Annotated in this window: 19 protein-coding genes; 8 read left to right on the forward strand and 11 right to left on the reverse strand. The window is 69.6% G+C overall.

Annotated elements, in window-relative coordinates:
- Positions 1 to 309: 309 nt before the first annotated feature.
- From murC to ftsW, 3 genes are all read right to left on the reverse strand, one after another.
- Positions 310 to 1,722, reverse strand: coding sequence for a UDP-N-acetylmuramate--L-alanine ligase (murC, locus tag L0966_RS17585; protein WP_234053269.1), 1,413 nt, complete (start codon positions 1,720 to 1,722; stop codon positions 310 to 312).
- Entirely contained in the window at positions 1,719 to 2,864 is a 1,146-nt protein-coding gene (gene murG, locus L0966_RS17590; RefSeq protein WP_234053294.1) for an undecaprenyldiphospho-muramoylpentapeptide beta-N-acetylglucosaminyltransferase, read from the reverse strand. The genes murC and murG overlap by 4 nt, the downstream gene beginning before the upstream one ends.
- 92 nt (positions 2,865 to 2,956) lie before the next feature.
- Positions 2,957 to 4,177, reverse strand: coding sequence for a putative lipid II flippase FtsW (gene ftsW, locus L0966_RS17595; protein WP_234053270.1), 1,221 nt, complete (start codon positions 4,175 to 4,177; stop codon positions 2,957 to 2,959).
- Positions 4,178 to 4,479: 302 nt separating this feature from the next.
- Between ftsW and L0966_RS17600 the strand changes: the two genes are divergently transcribed.
- Positions 4,480 to 7,386 (forward strand): ligase-associated DNA damage response DEXH box helicase, encoded by a 2,907-nt coding sequence (locus L0966_RS17600; RefSeq protein WP_234053271.1) that lies wholly within the window; start codon positions 4,480 to 4,482, stop codon positions 7,384 to 7,386.
- 651 nt (positions 7,387 to 8,037) lie between these two features.
- Here the strand turns inward: L0966_RS17600 and L0966_RS17605 are convergent.
- The 3 genes from L0966_RS17605 to L0966_RS17615 all read right to left on the reverse strand — a co-directional run bounded on the left by L0966_RS17605 (position 8,038) and on the right by L0966_RS17615 (position 10,914).
- Complete coding sequence (locus tag L0966_RS17605) at positions 8,038 to 8,895, reverse strand: DUF2076 domain-containing protein (RefSeq protein ID WP_234053272.1); 858 nt, start codon at positions 8,893 to 8,895, stop codon at positions 8,038 to 8,040.
- Between the two features lie 112 nt (positions 8,896 to 9,007).
- On the reverse strand, positions 9,008 to 10,324 hold the full coding sequence (gene ispG, locus L0966_RS17610; RefSeq protein ID WP_234053273.1) for a flavodoxin-dependent (E)-4-hydroxy-3-methylbut-2-enyl-diphosphate synthase: 1,317 nt from the start codon (positions 10,322 to 10,324) through the stop codon (positions 9,008 to 9,010).
- A 68-nt stretch (positions 10,325 to 10,392) separates the two neighbouring features.
- Positions 10,393 to 10,914, reverse strand: coding sequence for a Fur family transcriptional regulator (locus L0966_RS17615; RefSeq protein WP_234053295.1), 522 nt, complete (start codon positions 10,912 to 10,914; stop codon positions 10,393 to 10,395).
- A gap of 256 nt (positions 10,915 to 11,170) precedes the next feature.
- On the opposite strand from L0966_RS17615, the gene L0966_RS17620 reads away from it, so the two are divergent.
- Both L0966_RS17620 and L0966_RS17625 read left to right on the forward strand, forming a co-directional pair.
- A complete protein-coding gene (locus tag L0966_RS17620; RefSeq protein WP_234053274.1) occupies positions 11,171 to 11,953 on the forward strand; it encodes a 3-hydroxybutyrate dehydrogenase in 783 nt (260 codons plus the stop codon).
- Between the two features lie 73 nt (positions 11,954 to 12,026).
- Complete coding sequence (locus tag L0966_RS17625; protein ID WP_234053275.1) at positions 12,027 to 13,073, forward strand: patatin-like phospholipase family protein; 1,047 nt, start codon at positions 12,027 to 12,029, stop codon at positions 13,071 to 13,073.
- A gap of 311 nt (positions 13,074 to 13,384) precedes the next feature.
- Here the strand turns inward: L0966_RS17625 and L0966_RS17630 are convergent, their stop codons facing one another.
- A complete protein-coding gene (locus L0966_RS17630; protein ID WP_234053276.1) occupies positions 13,385 to 13,915 on the reverse strand; it encodes a hypothetical protein in 531 nt (176 codons plus the stop codon).
- Between the two features lie 95 nt (positions 13,916 to 14,010).
- Here L0966_RS17630 and L0966_RS17635 point away from each other — a divergent pair, with 95 nt between their 5' ends.
- The 4 genes from L0966_RS17635 (at position 14,011) to L0966_RS17650 (ending at position 19,721) form a co-directional block, all read left to right on the forward strand.
- Positions 14,011 to 14,580 carry an O-acetyl-ADP-ribose deacetylase gene (locus tag L0966_RS17635; protein ID WP_234053277.1) on the forward strand — a complete coding sequence of 190 codons (570 nt, stop codon included), beginning with the start codon at positions 14,011 to 14,013 and terminating at the stop codon, positions 14,578 to 14,580.
- On the forward strand, positions 14,543 to 15,334 hold the full coding sequence (locus L0966_RS17640; protein ID WP_234053278.1) for an RluA family pseudouridine synthase: 792 nt from the start codon (positions 14,543 to 14,545) through the stop codon (positions 15,332 to 15,334). The genes L0966_RS17635 and L0966_RS17640 overlap by 38 nt, the downstream gene beginning before the upstream one ends.
- A gap of 235 nt (positions 15,335 to 15,569) precedes the next feature.
- On the forward strand, positions 15,570 to 18,248 hold the full coding sequence (locus L0966_RS17645; protein WP_234053279.1) for a TIGR02302 family protein: 2,679 nt from the start codon (positions 15,570 to 15,572) through the stop codon (positions 18,246 to 18,248).
- 1,107 nt (positions 18,249 to 19,355) lie between these two features.
- Positions 19,356 to 19,721 (forward strand): helix-turn-helix domain-containing protein, encoded by a 366-nt coding sequence (locus L0966_RS17650; protein ID WP_234053280.1) that lies wholly within the window; start codon positions 19,356 to 19,358, stop codon positions 19,719 to 19,721.
- Between the two features lie 611 nt (positions 19,722 to 20,332).
- Here the strand turns inward: L0966_RS17650 and L0966_RS17655 are convergent.
- Positions 20,333 to 21,793 (reverse strand): sigma-54 dependent transcriptional regulator, encoded by a 1,461-nt coding sequence (locus L0966_RS17655; RefSeq protein WP_234053281.1) that lies wholly within the window; start codon positions 21,791 to 21,793, stop codon positions 20,333 to 20,335.
- 103 nt (positions 21,794 to 21,896) lie between these two features.
- Positions 21,897 to 23,831 (reverse strand): M48 family metallopeptidase, encoded by a 1,935-nt coding sequence (locus L0966_RS22390; protein ID WP_304945427.1) that lies wholly within the window; start codon positions 23,829 to 23,831, stop codon positions 21,897 to 21,899.
- Positions 23,832 to 24,008: 177 nt separating this feature from the next.
- Between L0966_RS22390 and L0966_RS17665 the strand changes: the two genes are divergently transcribed.
- On the forward strand, positions 24,009 to 25,373 hold the full coding sequence (locus L0966_RS17665; protein ID WP_234053282.1) for an aspartate aminotransferase family protein: 1,365 nt from the start codon (positions 24,009 to 24,011) through the stop codon (positions 25,371 to 25,373).
- Positions 25,374 to 25,452: 79 nt separating this feature from the next.
- On the opposite strand, the gene L0966_RS17670 is transcribed toward L0966_RS17665, so the two are convergent.
- Positions 25,453 to 25,605 carry a DUF3309 family protein gene (locus tag L0966_RS17670; protein ID WP_234053283.1) on the reverse strand — a complete coding sequence of 51 codons (153 nt, stop codon included), beginning with the start codon at positions 25,603 to 25,605 and terminating at the stop codon, positions 25,453 to 25,455.
- Positions 25,606 to 26,082: 477 nt separating this feature from the next.
- Positions 26,083 to 26,202 carry a formaldehyde-activating enzyme gene (locus L0966_RS17675; RefSeq protein WP_370640761.1) on the reverse strand — a complete coding sequence of 40 codons (120 nt, stop codon included), beginning with the start codon at positions 26,200 to 26,202 and terminating at the stop codon, positions 26,083 to 26,085.
- Positions 26,203 to 26,205 lie beyond the last annotated feature (3 nt).

Raw genomic sequence — 26,205 nt, forward strand, 5'->3', positions numbered from 1 at the left:
GCGGGGCCACGATGGAGCTGACACCTGCCGACCTGCGCCGAGCCCCCCTCGATCAATCTGCCATCCACCGGCGGCATGTTAGAAGGGCATACACCAAATGGTAGATCCGTCGTAGGAGAAAACCGCGCGTCAGGGCCGCGCTGGCCGCACGGCGCCCGTGCCGAGCATGCGCGGCGGCCTCTCGCTTATTGCGCTGCCGCGCTGTCTTCACGCAAACGGGCGCACACGTCGCCCGAGAACACTCCGGATTATCGCCGGAGCGCTCTCTTCCCGTGCACGGCGACGAGCCCCACGCGAGCCCGTGTCGCGTCAGGCCGCCGGCTTCAACGCCTGCAGCTCGCCGGGCAACGCATAGGCCCAGCCGCTGATGGAGCCGGCGCCCAGGCACACCACATAATCGCCCGGCCTTGCGATGCCGGCCACGATGTCCGCCAGCGCCTCCGGTCCCGACAGGGCGGTGACGCTGCGGTGGCCGTGGGCGATGAGCCCTTCCACCAGACGGTCGCGGTCCACCCCGGGAATGGGCGCCTCGCCGGCCGCATAGACGGGGGCCACGATCACGTGGTCCGCATCGTTGAAGCAGGTGCAGAATTCGTCGAACAAAGATTGCAGGCGGCTGTAACGGTGCGGCTGCACCACCGCGATCACCTGCCCCTCGCTGGCGCCGCGGGCGGCGCGCAGCACGGCGGCGATCTCCACCGGGTGGTGGCCGTAATCGTCAAAGATGGTCACGCCGTGCCATTCGCCGGTGCGGGTGAAGCGACGCTTCACGCCGCCGAACCCGGCAATGGCCTCGACGATCTTTTCGTCGCTCACGCCCAGGTCATGGGCCACGGCGATGGCAGCGGTGGCGTTGAGGGCATTGTGCTTGCCCGGCATGGGCAGCTTGAGGCCCGAGATCCTGCGGCTCTCACCCCCGGCGCGATCGCGGAAGACCACGCCGAACTTGGTCACCCCGCCTTTCAGGTCCACATCCACCAAACGCACGTCGGCCTGGGGATTCTCGCCATAGGTGATCACGCGCCGGTCCTCAATGCGGCCCACCAGGGCCTGCACCACCGGATGGTCGATGCACATCACCGCGAAACCGTAGAAGGGCAGGTTTTCCACGAAGGTCTCGAACGCTTCCTGCACCTTCTCGAAGGTCTCGAAGTGGTCGAGATGCTCAGGGTCCACATTGGTGACGATGGCCACTTCCGTGGGCAGCTTCAGGAAGGTGCCGTCGCTCTCGTCGGCCTCCACCACCATCCACTCGCCGCTGCCCCAACGGGCGTTGGTGCCATAAGCGTTGATGATGCCGCCATTGATGACGGTGGGATCGAAGCCGCCGGCGTCCAAAAGGGTGGCCACCAGGGACGTGGTGGTGGTCTTGCCGTGGGTGCCGGCAACGGCGACGCAGCTCTTCAGGCGCATCAGCTCGGCCAGCATCTCGGCGCGGCGCACCACCGGCAGGCGCTTGGCGCGGGCGGCGGCGAGCTCAGGATTCTCGCGCTTGATGGCGGAGGAGACCACCACCACGGCGGCGTCCTCCACATTGGCGGCGTCATGGCCCACGGTGACCTTGATGCCGAGATCGCGCAGGCGCTTCACATTGGCGTTTTCCGCCGCGTCCGAGCCCTGCACGGTGTAGCCGAGATTGCTCAGGACCTCGGCGATGCCGCTCATGCCGATGCCGCCGATGCCGACGAAATGGATGGGGCCGAGCCGCTCCGGCAGCTTCATGACGAATGTCCTTGGAAAGTTGCGGCCGCGCCCCCGCGGGCCAGATGTTGCACCAGATCGCCCAGGCGTTCCGCAGCGTCGAGCACGCCCGCGCTTCTCGCGCGATCCGCCATCTGCGTCAACGCTTCCGGTTCGCCGGCAAAGCGGGTCAGCTCTGCGGCGAGGCGCTGGGCATCGAATTCCACCTGCCGCAAGGTGAGAGCGCCGCCAATCTCGCTGAGGGTGCGGGCATTGGCGGCCTGGTCCTGGTCCAGCGCGTGGGGCAGCGGCACCAGGATGGAGGGCCGGCCGATGGCCGCCAGCTCCGCCACCGTGCCGGCGCCCGAGCGGGAGATGACGAGATGGGCCTGCGCCATGCGCTGGGGCAGGTCGTCGAAGAAGGGGGCGAGCTCCGATTTCAGCCCGAGCACGTCATAGGTGGTGCGCACGCGCGGCAGGTCCTCCTCGCGCGCCTGCTGGGTCACGACGAGGCGGGCGCGGATTTCGGGGGAGAGGGTATTGATGGCCTCGGGCACCACGTCCGACATCACCCGCGCGCCCTGGCTGCCGCCGAACACCAACACGCGCAGCGGGCCGCCCGCCACCGGCGGGTCATAGGGCACCCGCGCGGCCGCGAGCGCGGCGGGGCGCAGGGGGTTGCCGGTCCAGAAGGTCTTTTTGGCCAGGGCCGGATTAGTCTTCGTCAGATCGGGAAAACCGGTGGCGATGGCGCTCACCCGGCCCGCCAGAAGGCGATTGGCGCGGCCCATCACGCCATTGGCCTCATGGATGACGGTCGGCACCTTCATCAGCGAGGCCGCCAGCAGCGGCGGCAGGGTGGGATAGCCGCCGAAGCCCACCACCACCGCCGGCTTCAGCTCGCGCATCAGAGCGAGCCCACGCACCAGCCCGGAGGCCAGGGCGAAGCCCGTACGCGCAAGCGCGATGGGGGAGCGGCCGCGCATCGTGTCCGCCGGCAGCACATGCAGCTCGCGGGCGGGGAAATGCTCGGCATAGCGCGCGGCGCGCTCGTCAGTGGCAAGGTCCACCATCAGGCCGCGCGCATCCAGCACGGCGGCCAGCGCCTCGGCCGGGAAGAGATGACCGCCGGTGCCACCGGCGGCGAGAAGAACGAGCGGTGTCACGGACCCCTCATATTGCATGTCGTGGAACGCGCGCTCGTGGAACGGCAATCCGTGGAACCCGTCTCGGACGCTTCCTTTTGGACGCCAATATGGCGGCGCCCCGTCTTACCTCACGCTGGGTGGGCAAGGCCCTCGGGCGCGGCCTGATCGGCGGCATAGGACTTCGGCATGGCCATTTGCGGCCCGCTCACGGTCTTCGGCTCGGAAAGGGCGGCCAGCGCCGCCGCCCCCGGCCGCTTGCGCGACAATGCGATGAGCATGCCCATGCCGAACGCCAGCGAGATGAGCGAGGAGCCGCCATAGGAGATGAAGGGCAGCGTCATGCCCTTGGCGGGCGCGATGTGCACGTTCACCGCCATGTTGATGGCCGCCTGAAGCCCGAACAGCAGCGCCAGGCCCGTAATGGCGAAGCGCGCGAAGGGGTCGGTCTCGTTCATGGCGCGGGTGAGCGCGCGCAGGATGATGAAGGCGAACAAGGCCAGGATGATGAGGCACAGAATGATGCCGAACTCCTCCGCCGCCACCGCGAACACGAAGTCGGTGTGCCCGTCCGGCAGAAGGCGCTTCATGGTGCCCTCGCCCGGGCCCTGGCCGAACCAGCCGCCATTGCGGAAGGAGTTGAGCGCCGCGTCGATCTGGTAAGTGTCGCCCGATTCCGGGTTGAGGAAGCGGCTGATGCGCTTATTCACGTGCGAAACCGTGAAATAAGCGATGGTGCCGGCCCCCGCACCCACACCCACGAGGCCGATCATCCAGATCCAGCGCAGGCCGGCGAGGAAGAACAGGGACGCCCAGACCAGACAGATGAGGAGGCTCTGGCCGAAGTCCGGCTGCTTCACCAGCGGCCCGAGCACGCTGGCGAGCAGGCCGATGGCGAGGAGCTGAGCCGGCATTTCCGGCCGCTTGGAACTCTCGGAGAACAGCCACGCGGCGATGATGACGAAGGCCGGCTTGATGAATTCGGACGGCTGGACAGTGATGCCCGCGATGGTGAGCCAGCGCCGCGCGCCCTTCACCTCTGGCCCCACCACCAGGGTGGCGAGCAACAGAACGAAGAAGATGGCGAACACCACCATGCACACCCGCCGGATGGAGCGCGGCGAGAGGAAGGAGGTGGCGATCATCACCACCGCCGCCGGAATGAGGAAGGCCACCTGCCGGTTCACGAAGTGGAACGGATCGGAAATGTTGAGGCGCGCCGCCACCGCCGGGCTCGCGGCCAGGCACAGGACGATGCCCACCACCATGAGGGCGAACAGGCCGGCCAACAGCCCGCGGTCCACCGTCCACCACCACTCGCTCAAAGGGGTGCGATCGGCACGCGACATCATGGGGTGGCTACTCCTCGACGGATCCGGACGGAACTGACCCCCACCATGCGTCCACGAGGGTTGACGGGGCTTTAATGACGCACAGACAGCACGCCTTCCCCAAGCCCCAAACCCCAAGCCCCAAGCCCCAAGCCCGAGGACCGGCGGAGCGGGCCGCCGCGACGGGCGTGCGCCGTACCTTCCGGGCCCGCATCGCCGCGCGGCATGACGGAGGGGCTCTAGCTTATTGAATTGGCGCGTTTTCCTCGCGCGAACCGGTATCCCCTTCACGCGAAAACGCTCTATGGTGGGGCGTGGCCCGGATGACCCGAAGCACCAAGGCGAAGCGCGCGGGCGCGATCGCCCTTCCCGAACCCTTCCGCCGCTGGTTCGAGGCGCGCGGATGGGCGCCGCGCGTGCACCAGCTCGACCTGCTGGCGGCGGCGCGAGCGGGGCGCTCGGTGCTGCTGATCGCCCCCACCGGCGCCGGCAAGACCCTGGCCGGCTTCCTGCCGACCCTGGTGGAGCTGGCCGACGACCGCGCCACCCGCAAAGCCGCAGCCCCCTCGTCACCAGCCCGCCCGGATGATGACAAACAATCCTCCCCGAGCAGCGCCCCCCTGACCGCCGAGACCGACACGGACGGGGGGAAAAAGACGCGGGCCAAAGCCGCGAAGGCCAAGCGCACAGCAGCCACCAGCACGGCAACCGAGGCCCCGGAGGCACCGACGGCGGAACCGGAGGGCGCCGGTGGCAATGCCCCCAGCGCCGCCCGCCCGGAATGCGCCCCGCCGGACCATGAAGCGGCAGCGCCTCGCTCCACGTCCGCGGGAGCCGCAGACAGCGCGAGGGGACAGGAAGCCGCGCTGGCGCAGACGGCGGCCGCGCCCGAAGCCAGTCCCCCGCCCTTCGCGCGCTGGGTGGCGCAGGAGCGCGTGTCGCCGCTTCACACGCTCTATATCTCCCCACTGAAGGCCCTGGCGGTGGATATCGCGCGCAATCTGGAAACGCCCATCGCTGAGATGGGCCTGCCCATCCGCGTGGAAACCCGCACCGGTGACACACCCTCGTCCCGTCGCCAGCGCCAGCGGCATGATCCGCCGGACGTTCTGCTCACCACCCCCGAGCAGATCTCGCTCCTGCTCGCCTCCAAGGACGCAGAGACTCTGTTTTCCGGCCTGAAGCGTGTGGTGCTGGACGAATTGCACGCCCTCGTCACCTCCAAGCGCGGCGACCTCCTGGCCCTGGCGCTGGCACGCCTGAGAAGCATCGCCCCCGGCCTGCAATGCGTCGGCCTCTCCGCCACCGTGGCCGAGCCCGACGATCTGCGCCGCTATCTGGTGCCCCAATCGGGCGCGGGCGAGCTGGCCGAGCTGGTGGTGGCGCAAGGCGGCGCCGCGCCCGACATCGCCATGCTGGACACGGCCGTCCCCATGCCTTGGGCGAGCCACATGGCGCTTCACGCGGTGCCGGACATCTATGCGGCCATCCGCGCCAGCGGGCTCAGCCTCGTCTTCGTGAACACGCGGCGGCAGGCGGAATTCCTGTTTCAGGAGCTCTGGCGCATCAATGACGACAATTTGCCCATCGCCCTCCACCACGGCTCGCTGGCGGTGGACCAGCGCCGCAAGGTGGAAGCGGCCATGGCGGCGGGGCGGCTGAAGGCGGTGGTGGCCACCTCCTCCCTCGATCTCGGCATCGACTGGGGCAATGTGGATCTCGTCATCAATGTGGGCGCGCCGAAAGGCTCCTCCCGCCTCATGCAGCGCATCGGCCGCGCCAACCACCGCCTCGACGAGCCCTCCCGGGCGGTGCTGGTGCCGGCCAACCAGTTCGAGGTATTGGAATGCCGAGCGGCCCTGGAGGCCGTGCAGGCCGGCGCCCAGGACACCCCGCCCGAACGCACCGGCGCCCTCGACGTTTTGGCCCAGCACCTGCTCGGCATGGCCTGCGCCGCCCCCTTCGACGCCGATGCCCTCTATGGAGAAGTCACCACCGCCGCCCCCTATCGCGCGCTGGCGCGGGCGGATTTCGACGCGGCGCTCGATTTCGTCGCCACCGGCGGCTACGCCCTGAAGGCCTATGAGCGCTTCGCCAAGATCCGTCGCACCAAGGACGGCCTGTGGCGGGTGGCCAACCCCATGGTGGCGCAGGCCTATCGGCTGAACATCGGCACCATCGTGGAAAGCCCCATGATCAAGGTGCGCCTCGTCTCCGCGCGCGGGGCGGCCAAGAGCGGGGTGGCCGGGCGGGTGCGCTGGGGCGGGCGCGTGCTGGGGGAGGTGGAGGAAGGTTTCGTCGAGAGCCTGGTGGCCGGCGACACCTTCGTGTTCGCGGGCGAGATCCTGCGGTTCGAGACCATGGTGGAGGACGAGATCTATGTCTCGCGCACCACCGCCACAGAGCCCAAGGTGCCAGCCTATGCGGGCGGCAAATTCCCGCTCTCCACCTTCCTCGCCGCCGGGGTGCGCGCGCTGCTCGCCGCGCCGGAGCGCTGGGCGAGCCTGCCGCCCCAGGTGGCCGAATGGCTGGAGCTGCAGCGCGCCCGCTCCCGCCTGCCCGGCCGCGACGACCTTCTTGTGGAGACCTTCGAGCGGGCCTCGCGGCACTATCTCGTCACCTATCCGTTCGAGGGGCGCCTTGCCCACCAGACCTTGGGGATGCTGCTCACCCGCCGGCTGGAGCGCCTGGGCCTGAAGCCTTTGGGCTTCACCGCCAATGACTATGCCCTGGGCATCTATGGGGTGGGGGATCTCAGCCTCGCCATCCGCCAGGGCCGGCTTTCGCTGGCGGAGCTGTTCGACGAGGACATGCTGGGCGACGACCTGGAAGCCTGGCTGGACGAGAGCAGCCTGATGAAGCGCACCTTCCGCTATTGCGCGGTGATCGCCGGCCTCATCGAGCGCCGCTTTCCGGGCAAGGAGAAGAGCGCGCGGCAGGTCACCATGTCCACGGACCTCGTCTATGACGTGCTGCGTCGCCACCAACCCGACCACCTGCTGCTGCGCGCCGCGCGGGCGGACGCCGCCACCGGCCTCCTGGACGTGAAGCGGCTTTCGGAAATGCTCGCGCGCATCAAGGGCCACATCGTGCACGAGCCTTTGGCCCGGGTGTCGCCCCTCTCGGTGCCGGTGCTGCTGGAGATCGGCCGCGAGGGCGTCGGCGGGGATGCGGAAGAGGCGCTGCTCGCCGAGGCCGAAGATGAGCTGGTGCGCGCCGCAATGGAGTAAGGCCCATCGCCCTGCCGCGCGATGCGCATTCGTCTCTTGCCGCCTGAGGCGATCCCCATGCTCCCGCACCCGCGTGAGGGGGCGGGGTAAGGCGTTGGGCTTTTTGGGGTCCGGCAGCGGGGCGAAGGGCGCCGCCTCCGGCAGCCAGCACGCTTTGGATTCCAATCCTCTATCCCCTCCGAGACGGTCCCCGCGCCGCCTTGTCCCTTTCCCGCTTGCCAGGAGGAAGGGAGGGCGCTCCGCGATGACGCAGCCGATGCTTCAGAGGGGCGACCTTGACCGCGCAATGGCCATTTGAACCGGTGGCCTGGCGGCCATCGCCCCGTCCGATCCAGCGGCTCTCGCCTCGCCGCCCCACCGCGCGTGGGGCAAGCGGGCCGGCGGGCGAAGTGTCGGGGTCGCATGCTTCCGAAGGAGATGGGAACCGCCGCGCATGACGGGCCGGCGGAAACACAAAAGGCGAGATGGCGATTTCGCGGAATCGCGATGGGATTGAGAGCGCAAGACGCCTCTACCGCGCGGCCGCCAACGGGGCTGGCCCCCTGTCGCGCCCACAAACAAAAGGGGCGCCGCAATGGGCGCCCCTTGAAATCGTCTGGCACAGAGCCCCACTGCCCCCTGAGGAGCAAGCGGGCCTGCGGATGCGCCGCGTCAGCTCCAGTCGCTGTCGTCTCCGCCGCCGCCGGCGTCCCAGCCGCCATCGTCATTGCTGGCGAACTGCTGGTCACCGCTCCAGATGTCCTGAGGCGACTGGCCGCCGAGAGCCTGCTGGGCCGCATTGCCCAGATCGCCGAAGCTGTTGGCGGCGTCGCCCACAGGCTTGATGGCCTCGGCCGCCGACTGCGCGATGGCGCCTTCGCCGCCAGACATCATGCCCTTGATGCCGTCGAACAGCAGGGCACCGCCCGCCACGCCGGCCGCCGTCGCCAGGGCGCTCTGCAGGAAGCCGCCACCGCCGAAGCCGCCGCGCTGCTGCATGGGCGCCATGGGGGCCGCCTGCTGGCCCCAAGGACCGCCCGGCTGACCGCCCGGCTGGCCGCCGGGATAGCCGGGCTGCTGCCCATAGCCGGGCTGGGCGTAACCCTGCTGGCCGTAACCGGGCTGGGCATAGCTCTGTTGCGGCGCGTAGCCTTGCTGGGGGTAGCCGGAGGGGGTGGCCGCCGCGTCAGCGGGCAGGCGCGAGCCCGCCGCGGGCACGGACGAGCGGCCGCCGCCAAAGAGTCCGCCCAGAAACCCGCCGGACGACGGCTGCGCCGCCTGCTGGCTCGCCGCCTGGGCACGAGCCTCGGCGTCCTGAAGCTGGGCTTCCAGCTCCTGCACGCGGGCATAGGCCTGCTGCAAGGCATGCTCCTGCACCAGCACGCTCTGGGCGAGGGCGTAGGGCGCATGGGGTGCCTGGGCCACGCGGCGCGCAATGAGCGCATCCGCCTCGGCGTCTCGCGGCGCGTTCTCGAATTCCCGCATGCGGTCGAAAAGGCCGTCGATCAGGGCACGTTCCTCGGGGGTCATCTCCGCCTCCGGTGGTTGGACCGGGTCGGATATGAGCAGCCGAGCGCGGCACCGATAGGGCGCCGCTGCATGAAATTTTCGTAACCTAACGTAAGGAGAGGGCGGGCGCGCCTTATTCAGCCGCGTCAGCGGGGTTTTTCGCGGTTCCCAGGCCGAAGCGCTGCTCCACATAAGCCTCCACCATCTGGCGGAACTCGGCCTGGATGTTGGCGCCGCGCAGGGTGGCCACCTTCTTGCCGTCGATGAAGACGGGAGCGGAGGGCGTCTCGCCGGTGCCGGGCAGGGAAATGCCGATGTCGGCGTGCTTGGATTCGCCCGGGCCGTTCACGATGCAGCCCATCACCGCCACATTGAGGCTCTCGACCCCCGGATAGCGCGCCTTCCACGCGGGCATGGCCTCGCGGATCATCTCCTGCACGCTCTGCGCCAGCTCCTGGAACACGGTGGAGGTGGTGCGCCCGCAGCCGGGGCACGCCGCCACCAGGGGCACGAAGGTGCGCAGGCCCATGGTCTGGAGGATTTCCTGCGCCACCTGCACCTCGCGGGTGCGGTCACCGCCCGGCTCGGGGGTGAGGGACACGCGGATGGTGTCGCCGATGCCCTGCTGGAGCACCACGCCCATGGCCGCCGTGGAGGCCACGATGCCCTTGGAGCCCATGCCCGCCTCGGTGAGGCCGAGATGCAGGGCATAGTCCGAGCGGCGCGACAGCTCGCAATAGACCGCGATCAAATCCTGAACGGCCGAGACCTTGGCCGAGAGAATGATGCGATTGCGCTTGAGGCCGATCTCCTCCGCCAGCGCCGCCGAAAGCAGGGCCGAGCGCACCAGCGCCTCACGCGTCACCGCGCGCGCCTCCGCCGGGCGGGGCAGGCGGGAATTCTCGTCCATCAGGCTGGTCAGCAGTTCCTGGTCGAGGGAACCCCAATTGGCGCCGATGCGCACCGGCTTGTCGTGGCGGATGGCGGTTTCCACGATGGCTGCGAACTGCCGGTCCTTCTTGTCGCCGAAGCCCACATTGCCGGGATTGATGCGGTATTTGTCGAGGGCCTCGGCGCACGCCGGGTGATCGGCCAGAAGCTTGTGGCCGATATAATGGAAGTCGCCCACCAGCGGCACCTCGATGCCGCGCGCCGCGAGCTTCTCCTTGATGTGGGGAATGGCGGCGGCCGCCTCGTCGCGGTCCACCGTCAGGCGCACCAGCTCCGAGCCGGCGCGCGCCAGGGCCGCCACCTGGGCCACGCTCGCCTCGATGTCGGCGGTGTCGGTGTTGGTCATGGACTGCACCACCACCGGCGCGCCGCCGCCCACCATCACCTTGCCGACACTGACGCCCACCGTGGGGCGACGGGCGGCGGGGCCGGCCTCCGAAAGCTCGGCGGGCACCACGGGCGTCGCTTCAATGGCGTTCTGGGAGGAGGAAGAGGGCATGGGGCAGGATCCTCGATCGGCGCTCGGGCCATCGGCTGTAATCGAGGTAGGCCCACCGCCGCCCAGCGTCAACCGGCGGCGGCGGGAGCCGCGACGCTGTCGCCGCCCGGCTCGCTTTCGCGGCAGCGGGCACACAGGCCGGCCACCTCCAGCACTCGCTGGCGTGGCGTGAAGCCGGCGGCGCGGGCCGCCCAGGCGAGGTCCCGCCCCACCGCGTGGGAGCCAACCTCCCGCGTCAGCCCGCAGCGCTCGCAGATGAGGAACACCACCACCTCTTCCGCCTCATGGGGATGGGCGCAGGCGAGGAAGGCGTTGCGGCTCTCGATGCGGTGGGCCAGCCCTTCCGCCACCAGGAAATCGAGTGCGCGATAGACCGACATGGGCGGCGCGCCCTCGCCGGACGCGGCCAGCCGCTCCACGATGTCATAGGCACCGAGCGGTGTGTGGCTGGCGGCGAGCGCCCGCATCACATTGCGGCGCAGGGCCGTGAGCCGCAGCCCCTTGCCGGCGCAGCACGCCTCCATGCGCGCCACCGCACCGGCGACGCATTGCGCGTGATCGTGATCGTCCGCCGGGTCCTGCGGCGGCATATGGCTGTGTTCGTGGCTCACGACCGCAAATCTAGTGCATCAGGTGCCGTTTCGCCATCGCCCGGCTTTAACCATGGGACACGGCGCCCCTACTCGGATAGCCTGCGGGCGGATTGCGCCGCCGCGGCGGGCGGGGCAATCTGCGCGCGCGGCGGCCTCCGGGAAGTCGCCGTGTCGTGACAGCATCGTCACACCCGCCCGCTAGAGGGAGATGGGCGCTCGCGCCGCATCACCCGCGCCTCATTGGGGAAAAGCCATGATCAAAGGGAAGGTCGCCGTCGTTACCGGTTCCACCAGCGGCATCGGGCTCGCTTATGCGCGCGCCTTCGCCAAGGAAGGCGCCAACATCGTGATCAACGGCCTGGGTGACGCCGCCGCCATCGAGACCGAGCGCTCCAAGATCGAGACCGAATTCGGCGTGAAGTGCCTGTATTCCCCGGCCAACATGCTGAAGCCTGAAGAGATCGAGGGCATGATCAAGCTGGCCGAGACCGAGCTCGGCTCCTGCGACATCCTCGTGAACAATGCTGGCATCCAGCATGTGGCGCCGATCGAGGAGTTCCCCATCGACAAGTGGAACATGATCATCGCCATCAACCTGTCGGCGGCCTTCTTCGCCATGCGCGCGGCCATTCCCGGCATGAAGGCGCGCAAGTGGGGCCGCATCATCAACACCGCCTCCGCCCACGCGCTGGTGGCCTCGCCCTTCAAGTCCGCTTACGTTTCGGCCAAGCACGGCATTGCCGGCCTGACCAAGACCGCTGCCCTGGAAACGGCGCAGTTCGGCATCACCGTGAACGCCATCTGCCCCGGCTACGTCTGGACCCCCCTGGTCGAGAAGCAGATTCCCGATACCGCCAAGGCCCGCGGCATGACCGAAGAGCAGGTGAAGAAGGAAGTGCTCCTGGCCGCCCAGCCCACGAAGGAATTCGTGACGGTCGAGGAAGTGGCCGCTTTGGCGGTGTTCCTGGCGTCCGACAACGCCCGCTCCATCACCGGCTCCATGCAGCAGATCGACGGCGGCTGGGTCGCGGAGTGATCCGGCCGCGACGGGTTGGGGTGCGGTCTTTGGCCGGGTCTGAGACGACCTCATGCTGAGGAGGCGGTCACGAATGGCCCGTCGCGACGGCGAAAAGAAGATTCTTTCGCTCGCGCTCCAGGGGGGAGGCGCCCACGGCGCCTTCACCTGGGGCGTGCTCGACCGGATCTTGCAGGACGAGCGCATCACCATCGCCGGCATTTCCGGGACCTCGGCCGGCGCCATGAATGCGGTGGTGCTCGCCAACGGCCTCGCCAAGAATGATCCGGAGGAGGCCCGCCACGGGCTCACCCAATTCTGGCGCGATGTCTCGCGCGATGGGCGCATGTCGCCGCTCCAGCGCACCGCCTTCGACCGGCTCATGGGCAACTGGTCGCTGGCCAACAACCCCACCTATCTGGCGCTGGAAGTGGCCTCGCGCTTCTTCTCGCCCTATGACTTCAATCCGCTGAACATCAATCCCCTGCGCGAGATCATCGAGGCGCATGTGGACTTCGAGGCGCTGCGGCGCTCGCAGGTGAAGGTGTTCATCTCCGCCACCAATGTGCACACCGGCCGCGCCCGCATCTTCGGCCATGACGAGATGACCGCCGACGCGGTGATGGCCTCCGCCTGCCTGCCCTTCATGTTCCAGGCGGTGGAGATCGAGGGCGTGCCCTATTGGGACGGCGGCTACATGGGTAATCCGCCGCTCTTCCCCCTCTATGAGAAGGCCGACGCGGACGACATCCTGCTGGTGCAGATCAATCCGGTCGCGCGCAAGACCACGCCCCGCACGGCCTCGGAAATTCACAACCGCATCAACGAGATCACCTTCAACGCCTCGCTCCTGGCCCAGCTGCGCGCCATCGACCACGCCAGCAAGCTGATCGACCAGGGGCTCATCAGCCGCTGGACTCTGGGCGGCTCCAGCTTCCGCCGGGTGCGGCTGCACCGCATCGGCGGGGAAGACCAGCTCGCGACCCTCGACGCCACGTCCAAGCTCAATGCGGAATGGCACTTCCTGCAGCATCTGCGCGATCTGGGCCGTGCCTCCGCTGAAATCTTCCTCGACACCCATTTCGACGATCTCGGCCGCCGTTCCACCCTGGATCTCAAACTGGAACTCGCGGACGACTGAGCGCCAGGGCCATAAGACGCCGCCATGACGTGCCACCATGGAGCACAGCCACGGGGCGGCTCCCGCTCCCGCTTGCGGCGGGGCCAGACGGCGTGGTGAGCACGGCACCAGGAAGGTGAACGCAGGCCGGCGGAAGAGAGGGCCCCGAAGAACCACCGCGCGTTCAAGGCGGAGACGTCCGGGTTATCGGAAGCTCCCTCCCCCGCGCGCGGGAGAGGGATGCCGCCTCAGCGGACCGATGCTCTCAAATGCCGATCAATCCTCAGACGCAAAATCCCGCGCGTTCGCCGGGATCCGCCGCCGTTGGCCGCTCAGGCGCCGCGCGAATCCTTCTTCGCCTGCGCCGTGGCCACGAACTTGGTCACCCGCCCGGCCTCGCCCGCCGGGGAGCCGATGCGGTCGAGGCGCTGCTTGGCCTTGCTAGTCATGCCGGAATTGCCGCGCGGCAGGGTGGCGGGGCGGGTGGCGCGCTTGGCATCCCGCTTCAACTCCAAGGCTCGGTGGGCATTGACCATCAGCTCCGCGCGCGCGGCCTCGGCCTGGCGGCGGGTCACCTCGCGGCGGGCGCGGGTTAGCGCGTCGGTGAGCACGGACGCCTTCTGGCGATTGCCCGAATCGGCCTTCTCGAAGGTCACCTCGCCGCGACCGCCTTTGCCGCGCAGGGCCCGGCGCTGGTTGTTGGCAATGGTCAGCGCCCGCTCGCGGTGGCTCCGCAGATGACCGACAAGGGCGTGAAGATCCGCGTCGGCCAGCTCCGACAGGACGGGGTGGCGGGCCTTGGCCACGAACTCCATCTCCGCATCGGTGAGGAGCTGCCGTTCCATTTTCCGCGTATGCGCCATGATAAAGTGCCTTGAAGTCTGCAAAAAGGGCCTGAATGGCTATGCCACGGAGTGTGAAACGCGTAAGACACTCCGCCCCTTGGGAGCCTGACCCGATGTTTCCTGCGGCCTCATCCGCTTCCTCCGCATTCGGCTGGCGCGGCGCGCGCATCGAGGTGGAGGTGGGCGACATCACCCGCCTTGACCTCGACGCCATCGTGAATGCCGCCAACTCCTCCCTGCTGGGCGGCGGCGGCGTGGATGGCGCCATCCATCGGGCGGCAGGCCCGCAGCTTCTGGCCTATTGCCGCACCCTGGGCGGCTGCCCCACGGGCGAGGCGCGCATCAGCCCCGGCTTCGCCTTGCCGGCACGGCGCGTCATCCACACCGTGGGGCCCGTCTGGCACGGCGGCGGCGCGGGAGAGGATGCGCTCCTGGCCTCCTGCTATCGCGAAAGCCTCGCTTTGGCCGCCGGCGAGGGACTGGAATCCGTTGCGTTTCCAGCGATTTCCACCGGGGTTTACGGCTTCCCGCCGGAACGGGCGGCGCCGCTGGCGGTGGCAGCCGTTCTGGACCATCTGGAAAGCGCCACCTCCGTCGCCCGTATCGTGTTCTGCTGCTTCTCACCTTCCGCCGCCGAGCTGCACAATGACGCCCTCGCCCGAAGCCGCGCCGCACGCCTCTGAGCCGCCGGCCCTGCCCGTCCTCCACCGGGACGGCATGATGCTCATCATCGACAAGCCGTTCGGCCTGCCGGTGCATGCGGGGCCCAAGGGCGGAGAAACTCTGTCCGATCACCTGGACGCGCTGCGCTTCGGCCTGCCCAAGCGGCCCGAGCTCGCGCACCGGCTGGACAAGGACACCTCCGGCTGCCTGGTGCTGGGCCGCCACGCCAAGGCGCTGGCCCTGCTGGGCAAATTGTTCGCCCAGGGGCAGGTGGACAAGACCTATGTGGCCGTCACGCGCGGCGGTCCGGCCAATGATACCGGCCGCATCGACCAGCCGCTTGCCAAGCGCTCGCCCCATCGCGGATGGTGGATGCAGGCGGTGCCCAAGGGCGCGCCGGGGGCGCAGGAGGCGATCACCGATTATCGCGTGCTCCATCGCGGCGAGGGGCTCTGCGTGCTCGCCCTGTCGCCGGTGACGGGGCGCACCCACCAGCTGCGTGCCCACCTCTCCCACCTGGGCGCGCCCATCCTGGGCGATGCCATCTATGGCGGTGCCTCGCGCCTTCCGGGCGGGCCGAAACTGCATCTGCACTCGCGCCGCATCGTGGTGCCGCTCGCCAAGAAGGGGCCGCCCGTGGCGGTCAGCGCCCCGTTGCCGCCGCATATGTGCGAGACGCTGCTGGCGCTCGGGCTCTCGCCGGACGAGATCGGACGGGCGGCCGACGCTGCGTTCCCATCACAGTCGGCGGCCGCCCCAACCTCTACCGAGTGACGCGCCAATTCAGAACCCCGCCCGTGACGCCGTCGGCGCGGTCCGCGTCGAGACAGCACGATGTCCCAGCGCTGGGGAGAGCCTCCGGGCAGGTTTCAGCCGCCCCCTGGCGCCGCCGACGGATCGGGGCGGGAACGCCGGGGGATGTGAAGACGGCGGGCGCTGGTGCACGCGGTGCGGCGTGATAAGCTCCATGGGTTTTATGACGGGCCCCGGCCCTGGATGAGGAGTTGGCGTGAGCCCGGCAAAGCGGTCCCAGGACGGCGCTGAAGAAGACCAGAAGCTTGCGCCCGGCGCGGCGAAGGCGGAAGCCGCCCGCCTGCTGCTGGCGCGCGCCCTGCGGCGTGCGCGCCTCACCCTGCTGTGGGAGCGCGTATGGCCCGGTCTCGCCGCCATGCTGGCGGTGGGCGCCCTGTTTCTCGCCCTCTCCTTCGCCGGCCTGTGGCAAGAGCTGCCGGCGCTCGGGCGCATGGTCGGCCTCGGCGTGTTCGTGGTGCTGTTCGCCGCCGCCGCGCTGCCCCTGGCGCGCCTGAAGCGCCCCGATGACGGGGAGGCGTTGGCACGCCTCGACACCCACAGCGCCCTGGCCCACCGGCCCGCCACCGCCCTTTCCGACAGCCTCGCCACCCGGCCGGACGATCCGGTGGGCGCGGTGCTGTGGCGCGCCCACCTCGCCCGCGCCATGGCGGCGGCAGAGCGGCTGCGCGCCGGCCTGCCGGCCCCCGGCCTGGCCCGGCGCGACCCTTATGCGCTGCGTGCCCTGGCGCTGCTGGCGCTGTTCGCCACCGTATTCATGGCGCCGGGGGAGCACCTCTCCCGCATCCGTGCCGCCTTCGACTGGCATGCTTTGACCCCGCCGACGCCGTTCCGGCTCGACGCCTGGGTGGATCCGCCCACGTATACGGGCCGCCCGCCCGTGGTGCTGCCCGGCCTGCGCTGGGACGACCCCACCACCCTGAACGCCGCCGCCCTCCAGGTGCCGGCGGGCAGCGTGCTGGTGGTGCGCGGGGCCGGCGTGGACGTCTCCGCCCTGAAGCTGGACGACGGCATCACGCCCGAGGAGGTTGCGCCCGGCGGCGCCAAGGCCGGCGCCACCGCGGCCGACCAGGGGCAGGCCGCCGAGCGGCGCTTCGTCATCCGCGATACGGGCGACGCCAGCTTCACCGGGCCGGACCAGCGGCGGGTGATGTGGCACTTCAAGGTGGTGCCCGACACCACCCCCAGCATCGCCTTCGCCAAGCCGCCGCAGCCCGGCGCGCGCAACACCCTGCAGCTCACCTATCGCGTCGAGGACGATTACGGCGTGAAGGAGGCCGAGGCCCTGCTCTCGCCCTTGCCGCCCGAGCCGCCTTTGTTCCCGCGCCCCGGCGCGCCGGCGCCGCGCGTTCCCGACAAGCCGCTGGTGCCGCAGCCGGAGGTCAAGCTTTCGCTGCCGCCCGGCGGGCGCTCCGGCACGGCCCAGACCAGCAAGGACCTGCTCGCCCACCCCTGGGCCGGTGCCACGGTGAAGCTTATGCTCCGCGCCCGCGACGAGGCCGGCAATGAGGGCTTCAGCGAGACCCGCACGGTGCGCCTGCCCTCCCGCGCCTTCACCAAGCCGCTGGCCCGCGCGCTGATCGACGAGCGCCGCCTCCTGGCCTTCGACGCGCGCAACCGCAGGCGGCTGGTGGCGGTGCTCACCGCGCTCACGGATTTTCCCGAGCAGTTCGCTCCGCCGGCAAGCGAGTATCTGGGCCTGCGCGCCGCCCTCGCAAAGGCCAAGTACGCCCGCAATGACGATGATCTGCGGGCCCTTGTGGACTATCTCTGGGAGATGGCGGTCGCCATCGAGGACGGAACCCTTACCGAGGCGGAACGCGCCCTGAAGGCGGCCCAGGAGGCCCTGCGCGAAGCACTGGAGCGCGGCGCCAGCGACGAGGAGATCGCCCGCCTCACCCAGGACCTGCGGGCGGCCATGGACAAGATGATGCAGCAGCTCGCCGCCCAGGCGCGTCGCGACGGCGGCACCGATTCGCGGCCGCTGGATCCCAACACCCGCATCGTGCGCCCCCAGGACATCCAGCGCATGCTGGACCAGATCGAGAACCTCGCCCGCTCCGGCAATCGCGAGGCCGCCCAGCAGCTTCTCGACCAGCTCCAGGCCATGATGGAAAACATGCGCCCCGGCAACCGCCAGGCCGGCCGCCAGGATGGCCAGCAGCAGAACGAGCTCGGCGGCATGATCCGCGAGCAGCAGCGCCTGCGCGACCGCACCTTCCGCCAGGGTCGCGAGCAGGGCCAGCAGCAGGAGCGCGGCCAGCAGCGGCAGGGTCAGCAAGGGCAAGGCCAGCAGGAGCAGCAGAACAACTTCGACGAGCTGAAGCAGGGCCAGCAGGAGCTGCGCCAGCGCTTGGGCAAGATGCTCGACGCGCTGCGCCAATACCAGCAGGGCCGGCAGGGCCAGTCCGAGCAGCAGGGCCGCGGCAACGAGGGCGCTCAGGAAGGCGACGACGGCGAGAAGGCCCAGGCCGAGGCCCTCGACCGGGCGGGCGAGGCCCTGGGCCGGGCCGAGCAGGCCATGCGGGAGGCTGAAGAGGCCCTCGGTCGCGGGGACGGCCAGCCTGCGCTCGATGCGGAGGGCCGCGCCCTTCAATCCCTGCGCCAGGGCGCCCAGGCGCTCGCGGAGGGCCAGCGGGGCAATCAGGGCCAGCCCGGCCCCGGCGGTCCCGGCGAGGAGAGCGCCCAGCGCACAGACCCCCTCGGCCGCCCCCTGCGCAGCCAGGACTATGGCGACGATTTCACCGTGAAGGTGCCCGACGAGGTGGACGCCCAACGCGCCCGCCGGGTTCTCGAGGAATTGCGCCGCCGGCTGGAGCAGCCCGAGCGCCCGCAGATCGAGCTCGACTATCTGGAGCGCCTCCTCAACGGCCTGTGACGCTTAGCGGCGCGCGGCTTTGAAAGCTGCGCGCCCTGGGATCGATAATTGCTGAAGAAGCAAGCGGTGGTGGGGAACACACGGCCTGCCCCGCTTGCGAACGAGGGTGCCAACCGCGACCCGCCTCGGTGGCAAGGAAGCTTCGCGTCCAAGGCTCACGACCTTCCGGAATATCGCCATTCACCACCGCGAGGGTCGCATCGCCCGCGTCCCTCTCCCCCGCAAACGGGCGCGGGAGTGGCAATCTGAGGCGCATCCTTGGCGGTTGGGCATAAAGCGGGCCGCCGGCGCTGAACGTCGCTTGGGGCGCGCTTGCCTTCACCCGCCTGCTGCACGGGAACCCGTGCCCACCGCACTTGGAAGCGCGCCCCATCCCGACCTTCGAGAGCCCGGGATGCGGAAGGCGGCCTTCTGTCAGCCCGGGCCCGCGCTTGCGGAAAAGAGAGGCCCGAGGCGCGCGAGGGCCCGACACAGCCCAATGCCAATCGTGCGGAGCGCCAGCTCAAGCCCCGTTGGGATACGCCTTTTCGGGTCACCGCATGTAAACGCAGCGCCGCCCTCGCCAGTCCCGCAAGCGCGAGGGCGACAGCAGGACTATCCAGATGACTTGGCAGCGGCCGCCCCGCGGATTGAGTGGCGATCGGAAAGCGCGCGGCAGCCGGGCGGAGGGGGCCACGGAAGCCACACGCCCTTCGGCCTCGCATCCCTGGCCGGAGCGGGCCTGCAATGCGCCCCGTGCGGCCCCCGTAAGGCGCCGCCGCGCGGAAGCCGGTGCGGATCACCTCCCTGGCCGCCACCGGCACGCGGTCGCGCCGGGTCGGCCTACGGAGGCCGCCGCGCAACAGGCCAATCTCATCACCTGGAGCAGCTCCTCTTTTCATGGTAACGGGGAAATGCTCTAGAGTGTTGAATTGACGCGTGTTCCCGGCGCCCCGCGAGGTGAGCTTCGCGCGAAGGCACGCGAGCGGGGCGATAGGCATTGAGAATGAACAGCGACTGGCCGCCCGCGCCCGAAGCCGCCACGCCCAGCCGCAGGGACCTGGCATGGGCGCGACAGCGCGGCGGATGCCCCCTTCACCCCCTCTCCCAGTGGGAAAGGGCGCGCCCATGACACCGTTCGGCCGGCGGGTGCGCGATCTGAGGGCGGCGCGGGGTGTCACGCTCAGCGAGATGGCCCATGCCCTCGGCGTCACCCCCACCTATCTCTCGGCCCTGGAGAACGGCAAGCGCGGCCGGCCCACCTGGAGCATGGTTCAGCGCATCATCGCCTATTTCAACGTGATCTGGGATGAAGCTGAAGACCTGCAGCGGCTGGCGGAGCTGTCACAGCCGAAGGTGACCGTGGACACGGCCGGCCTGAGCCCGGAGGCCACCGAATTCGCCAATCTGCTGGCCCAGGAAATCCGCCACCTGCCGCCGGAAGCGGTCGCCGAGCTGCTGGGACGCCTGAAAATCCTGCGCAAGCGGGCCTAGACGACTTCCGTTTTTCACGCGCGCACTGAGGCCATCGATCCTTTTTGGCGCGTTACCTTCGCGCACGCCGTTTCCCACTCCGCTCGGACGCGCTCCGGGACCGCTCAACGTTCGCGAGACAGGGCGCAAAGCGCCGCGCCCTTTCCCGCCTGAGAGGCAGGGGCCAGCGCCGATCCTGCGCATGGAGGAATGGACTTCGAAGCAGAGCGGCTTCCCAGGCGATGCCGTTGGCCTCCGTGCCTGACCCCACTCCCAGCGGTTCGCCCCTCCCCCGAAAGCGGAGGGCAGGAGCGTGAGGAACAGGTTGGTGGGGGCGCAGGCCGCGCCGGGCGCGCAGGGTGTCAACCGGCCTTGGGGTGTGTTCCGGCAAAGGGGCGGGGTCGTTCGGAGAGATAGACAATCTCACTGAGTGACACGGCGCATTTCCCCATTTCACGGAATTGGGGGTGTTCCCGCTGGCCAAGTCCATGTGCCTCCGCACGCGACTGACCCGCCCCATCGCCCCAGGACGCTCCATGCCGGGTTCTGAAGGCATTGCACGCGGGCACGCCGCGACTTCAGTCGGGGTGTCGGCCGCGTTCGTCCCACTGGTGGCCGAGGATCGCTCGGGTTCAGGCCTCGGCGGGCCGGGCCAGGGCGCAATCGGGGCCGGAGGTCCGTCGGCTGGCCTTGGGCCGCGCGGCTCCCTGCTCCCAGGACTGCTTTTTCCGGTAGAGCGTTGAGGGGCTGAGATCCAGCGCCGCCGCCGCCAGGGCGATATTGCCCTGGAACGCGGCGATGGCATGCTCGATGGCCCGCCGCTCGGTCACGGCGAGAGGCTCCACCGCGTGCGGCTCCGGGGGCGCAGCGGTGTCCAACACTTCCGCCGGAGGCGGCTCGGGGATCGCGGCCATGCGGTCGTCCACGAAAAGGGTGGCCGGCAGCGCCACGCCCTCGCTCAGCACCACCGCGCGCCGCATCAGGTTCTGCAACTCGCGGACATTGCCCCGCCACCGGCGCCGGCGCAGCACATCGGCGGCCTCCGGGGTGAGGCGCGGCAGGGGACGACCCTCCTCACCGGCAAAGCGGGCCAGGAATGCCTCGGCGAGGCGGATCACATCATCCCCCCGCTCGCAGAGCGGCGGCAAATGCAGGTTCAGCACGTGCAGGCGGTAAAAGAGGTCCTCGCGCAGGCGGCCGGCCTTCACCTCCGCCACCGGGTCGCGATTGGTGGCGCAGACGATGCGCACATCCACCTGCCGCTCATGCCCCTCGCCGATGCGCCGCACCTTCCCATCCTGCAGGAAGCGCAGCAGCTTGGCCTGCAGGGCGAGGTCCATTTCGCCGATCTCGTCGAGGAACAGGGTGCCACCGTCCGCCAGCTCGGCGGCGCCGGTCCGGTCCGCATGGGCACCGGTAAAGGCGCCGCGCGCATGGCCGAAAATCTCGCTCTCCATGAGCTCGCGCGGAATGGCGCCGCAATTGAGGGCATGGAACGGCGCCATATGCCGCGGCGAACGCAGGTGAACGGCATTCGCCGCCAGCTCCTTGCCCGTGCCGCTCTCGCCGGTGACGAACACGGGCGCGCGGGAGGGGGCGACCCGGTTGATCTGCTCATAGAGCTGCACCATGGGCGCGGAACGGCCGAGAAAGCCGCAGAAATCGCCATTCTGGGCCACCAGGGGACGCCGATCCTCGCGCAGCGCGCGGCGGCGCTCGGGCCGGCCGCTGGGCGCGGCCAGAAGGCGCTCCGCCACGTCCTCCACCTTGATGGGCTTCAACACCACGTCGTCGGCGCCCGCCCGCATCGCCGCCACGGCGCCGGACACGGAACCCTGCGCCAGCGCCACCACCAGCGTTCCGGAGAGGCCCGCGGCGCGCAGCCGGGTGACCACCCCCTCTTCGCCCGGCACCAGGCAGATGAGCGCGGCGTCACAATTTGCGAGGGATGAGAAAGCAGCATCGAGGCTTTCCGCCTCGATCATATTGAGCACATCGCGACGCGCCAGCGCCGCCCGCACCGTGCGCCGGGTGGCGGGATCAGGGTCGCAGACGAGAATGCGAACGCTCTGGATGGGTCGGGCAGCGGTCATCTGGGCTCGATTGGAGCAGGGCCGATCACGGCCACAGTGGCGTGTGATCCGTAAACAAATCTTTGCCCGCACGCCCCCTATTTAGGCGTGCCTTCAGCATCTCTCAACCGTGCGGGCGCTTGCCGGTGGCGGCTTCCTGGGAAAGGCCCGCGCTTTCAAGCGCGTTCAGGGCCCGTTCCGAAACCACGGGAGCCGGCAGCAGATGGCGCACCAGCCGCCGCACCGCCTCGGGCCCACCTCCCTCCAGATGGGCAAGGCTGCGCACCGCCTCCCGCTCGTCGCTGTCGCGGTCGAGGGCGTGAAGGGCGAGCGCCAGGGCCAGCCGGTTGCCGGGATTGGGATGCAGCCGCAGCTGCGGCACCAGCGCCTGGGCGGCGAACGGATCGTCCCGCAGGAAGGCGGCGATGGCGAGGTAGGTTTCCTGAAGGGGCGAGCGCGCCGCCCCCTGGGTGCGGGCCGAAACCAGCAGTGCCTCGCCCTCCTCCACGCGCCCGGCACCGATCAGGACCGTGCCCACCGTGGCGGCAATATCGTGATCCAGCGGATTAAGCCGCAGCGCCTCTTGGCCGGACGCCACTGCGGCTTCGGTCTCCCCGAGGAACAGCTGCACCAGCGCCAGGGTGCGCTCGGCATAGGCGCTGCCGGGGGCCAGATCCACCGCCAGCTCGGCCTCATGCAGCATCTGCGCGGCCCGCTCGGGGGCCAGCTGGGCCGTATCGCGCATGGCGTCGTCCAGCATGGCGGCGGCGCGCACCGCGTGGCCCAACGCGAATTCGCCGTCTCGCTCCACCAGCTGGCTGAGGCAGGCGCGCGGCACGGCCGGGGGCGCGGTGCCATCATTGCGCAGCACCGCGAACGCCTCGGCGATGCAGCCGAAGCCGGAGGACGGCGCATGGGCCCGCACCTGCGAGCGCGCCCGCACCGACACCACCCCGTAATTCTCGAGCAGCGTGGCCGCGATCTCCCGCACCACCCTCTGCTCGGCATCGGCGGCATCGGCGCTCTTCAGCCCCTCGATGGCATGGGACCAGACGATGATGCCTTCGCACCGGTCGGTGAGGTGGAGCATCAGGGCATAGGTGCCGTCCGCGCGCGCCTCCGCGAGGCCCCCTAGCGAGAAGACGGAACGCGGCAGCCCGCCGCCGCACTCCCGCGCGGAGACATCGCCGCGCGAGCTGCCCGCGCGCACTTCCACGAAATCGAACTGGGCAAAGCTGTCGCGCAGCCGCTCCTCCATGCTGCGCAGATCGCCGCCGGAGGGACCATGCGCGTCCGCGGCATCCAGCGTCCCCACCTCGATGATGGGCAGCCGCACCCGATCGGCCATGGACGGCGGCTCACCGAACCAAGCCTGCACCGGCCAGTCGAAACTCCCTCCAAACCGCACCATGGCACCGGTAGCCAGCAGCACAATCGCCGCCACGGCCCAGCCCGCGAACCGCCATGCCCGCCGGCTGGATGGCGCGGGCGGCACAGCCACCGCCGCCGGAGCCGCAACCGGAACCGGGGAGGCCGCCGGCAGTGGCGCATCCTCCACCTCGTCCGCCACCGGCGGCGCGCTGGCCACCCGCCGGTCCTCGAACTGCGGCACGTAACCGCCCTTGGGGATGTGGATCAGGACCGGATCAGCGAGACCGACTGTATTGTAATAGTTCTGCAAGGCGCGCCGCAGGCGGGTGGCCTCGACCCGCACAATGGGATCGGACTGGGGATCGAACGAGGGCGCGCGCCCCAGCGCCTCAACCGCGATGGTGTAGCCCTTGATCTGGTCCGCCCGCCCGGCCAGCTTGGATTCCACCACATAACGCAGGAATGCGCCCAGGCGCGGCGAAGTGCACAAATCGGGCGAAGCCAGCACCCGCTCCAGCCCGGCGCGCACCAGCGCGTCCCAGGCCTCCGGGCCATCGGTCTCGGTTTCGGCGGGCGCGGCGTCACCGTCCGGCGGCAGGGCGGGATCCTCGCCCTCAGGGCGCAAGGGCTCCTCCGCCGTCGACGGATCGCTGAGCGCTTTGTTGGTGCCGGCATTCCCCTCGGTCATGTGCCCTTTGTCCGTCAGAAGCCGAGCACGTGCAAGGGGCAGGTTTCGGGCCGGCTCCGGGGAAGCTTCCGAAGTTGAACGATCCCTGTTTCGCACGCGGCGAGACTGCTAGCTTGCCGACAGCAGCGGCCGAAACATGGCAATGCTGCTGCGCCCCGTATGCGCGAGGAGAAAATCATGGCTTTGGACGACATGGCTGCGGAGACCGTGACGGCGCATGTGACCGAAGTACCGCCGAACGACCTCGAAGCATTCTGGATGCCCTTCACCGCCAACCGCGCCTTCAAGAAGCGGCCGCGGCTGGTGGCCCGCGCGAAGGACATGCATTATTTCACCCCCGAGGGCCACGCGGTGCTGGATGGCTGCTCGGGCCTGTGGTGCACCAATCCCGGGCACAATCGCGAGCCCATCGTCGCCGCCATCCGCGCGGCGGCGGCCGAGCTCGATTTCGGCCCCACCTTCCAGTTCGGCCATCCGGCCGCCTTCACCTTGGCCAACCGCATCGCCGCTTTGGCACCCGGCGACCTCGACCACGTCTTCTTCTGCAATTCCGGATCGGAGGCGGTGGACACGGCGCTGAAGATCGCGCTCGCCTATCACAATGTCACCGGCAACGCCTCGCGCACCCGCCTCATCGGCCGCGAGCGGGCCTATCACGGGGTGGGCTTCGGCGGCATTTCGGTGGGCGGCATCGTCACCAACCGGCGCAATTTCGGCACCATGCTCACCGGTGTCGACCATCTGCGCACCACCTATGACCGCGAGCACCAAGCCTTCACCAAGGGCGAGCCCGGCTACGGCGCCCATTTCGCCGACGAGCTGGAACGCCTCGTGGGCCTGCACGACGCCTCCACCATCGCCGCGGTGATTGTCGAGCCCATGGCCGGGTCCACCGGCGTCATCCCCGCGCCAAAAGGCTATCTCCAGCGCCTGCGCGAGATCTGCGACAAATACGGCATCCTGCTGATCTTCGACGAGGTCATCACCGGCTATGGCCGCCTGGGCCATGCCTTCGCCGCGGAGCGCTACGGCGTGGTGCCGGACCTCATCACCTTCGCCAAGGGCGTCACCGCCGGCGCGGTGCCCATGGGCGGCGTGCTGGCGCGCAAGGGCATCTACGAAGCCTTCATGAAGGGGCCGGAACACGCCATCGAGCTGTTCCACGGCTACACCTATTCCGCCCATCCGCTGGCCTGCGCCGCCGCGCTCGCCACCCTCGACCTTTATGCGCAGGAGGACCTGTTCGCCCGTGCCCGCAAGATCGAGCCCCTGTGGGCCGACGCCATCATGAGTCTCCGGGACCGCCCCGGCGTGCTCGACATCCGCACCGTCGGGCTGACCGGCGCCGTGGATCTCGCCCCCCGCGACGGGGCCCCGGGCGCGCGCGGATACGAGGGGCTGGAACGGGCCTTCCACGAGGAACGCCTCATGATCCGCACCTCCGGCGACACGCTGGTGGTCACGCCGCCCCTCATCATCTCCGAGGCTCAGGTGGGCGAGCTGGTGGAGAAGCTGGGACGGGTGATCGAAAAAACGGCCTGATCCAGACCGGCGCCCGGCCCCGGCACACCATGGAGATAAGCACTTGGAGCCGGCCTGAAGGGTCGGCTCCGGGCTTTGTTCAGAGGTAGCCGGCAAATGTCAGCGCCGCGACCACGATGAGCAGGAGGCCGGCGACGGCACCGGGGATATAGCCCCAATGCTCGCTGTACTCCCAGGTGGGCAGGGCCACCACCGTGAGCACCACCAGCAGAATGATCAGGACCGCCGCCATCGGTGCTCCCCCCGTTCGCTGGCCTGCGCCGCCTTCGAAATGGTCCCCACGGCATCCCGTCACCAAGAAGCAAAAACGGGCGGCGGAGGCCAGCAGCCAGCGATTGCCCTGCGCCGAAAGTGGAATTTTGCCCGCAGCGTCAGCGTCCTATGAGCGCTTTTTAGCAAAATGCCGATCGGCTCGCGTGCAGAAAATGCCTGCGGCCAGTCGTTTAGAGGATTTCGGATGCAGGAGCCCGCAGGCTTCGGGAGCGACAGCCCTCGCGCATCCCGCGATGCGTGGCAGGAAGGGGGACGATGACGCCATGGGAAAGCCCCACATCAATGCCGAGGAAGCCCTGGTGCCCCTGCTGTCCGTTATCGCCAGCACGGCGCTGGCGCTGATCGTGCTCCTCAGCCCGGCCTGACGGCGCGGCCGCGCACAAAAAAGCCCGGCGCGAGGCCGGGCTTCAGATTTGGAGCCGTGAGGCGAAGTCGCTCAGGCCTGGAAGGGATGCTTGACTGCGTCGCGCTTTTCGGTGGCTTCCTTTGCGGAGGGCTCACCCTTGACGGCGCGGGCGATGGCGAGCTTGGTGGCCTCGTAGTTGTAGGACTGGATCTT

Origin of the sequence: Xanthobacter sp. NM-59, assembly GCF_021401125.1 — a bacterium.
GTDB lineage: Bacteria > Pseudomonadota > Alphaproteobacteria > Rhizobiales > Xanthobacteraceae > Xanthobacter.